The organism is Streptomyces sp. SID11385 (genome assembly GCF_010548245.1).
GTDB lineage: Bacteria > Actinomycetota > Actinomycetes > Streptomycetales > Streptomycetaceae > Streptomyces.
In genome coordinates this window covers 1-905 of sequence record NZ_JAAGLR010000804.1, presented here as the reverse complement: position 1 = coordinate 905, position 905 = coordinate 1, and the positions used below count along the sequence as shown (strand labels likewise).

The following is a 905-nucleotide window of genomic DNA, read 5'->3' as shown; positions in this document are numbered from 1 at the left end:
GGTACGGGGCGCGCCCGAGGCCCAGGAGGAGGAGCGCGAGCCCGGCCGCGTACCCGGCGAGCGCCGCGGCGAGGACGAGACCGGGGCGCCGCGCCCGGTCGAGGAGCACGCCGAGTACGGGCCCGCCGAGCGCCGCGCTCACGAGGAGCGCCCCGAACAGGCCGCTCGCGCGGGCCGGGCCCCCGGTGACGTCCAGCGCGAGCAGGAGCAGCGCGGGGCCCGCCATGTCGTCCCCCGTCCGGGCGAGGGCGGCGGCGACGAGATGGCGGGCGAGCGGGGACGGGCGCGGGAGCATGGCCGGGAGCGTAGAGACGTAACGCCGAACGGTTCCAGTAGCGTTACACAGGGCCACGGCGAGAGGGGTACGGCATGGAGCGGGCCGAGAGGCTGCGGCAGGTCAGGGCGGCGGGCCTGGAGCGGGCGGAGTGGCGGGGCAGGCTCGCGGGCGACCGGGTCGCGGCGCGGACGGTGGCGGTGGTCAACGCGCTGCACGGGGACGCGGCGGGGCCCGCCGAGATCGCCGCCGTCCTTCTGGAGTACGGGGAGCGACCGCCGGTACGGCTCACGGACGCCGACATCGCGGCGCTGCGGGTGGCCGCCGACGAGGTGCGCGGCGTACTGGTCGCGCCGGACGCGGAGACGGCCGTGGCGCGGCTCAACGCGCTGCTCGCACGGTGCACGGGCCCCCTGCGGCTCACCTCGCACGGCGGCGAGGCGCCGTGGCACCCGCACATCGACTCCAGCGACGAGGCGCCGTGGGACGAGTGGTTCCGCGCCACCTCGGCACTCGCGCTGCTGTCCGTGGTGTGGGAGCGGCAGGGGCCGCCCGGCGCCGTCTGCGCGGCGCGGAGTTGCGCGCGCGTCCTGATCCCGTACGGGGCGGGACCGCGGCGGCGGCACTGCTC

1 protein-coding gene and 1 pseudogene are annotated in these 905 nt (G+C 78.5%); one reads left to right on the top strand and one right to left on the bottom strand.

What is annotated here, in order from left to right:
• Positions 1-295: pseudogene (locus G3I42_RS24605) on the bottom strand (MFS transporter); the annotation flags it as partial.
• Positions 296-369: 74 nt separating this feature from the next.
• On the opposite strand from G3I42_RS24605, the gene G3I42_RS24600 reads away from it, so the two are divergent.
• The coding region (locus G3I42_RS24600) for a CGNR zinc finger domain-containing protein (RefSeq protein ID WP_164289387.1) at positions 370-905 on the top strand (536 nt) is incomplete at its 3' end.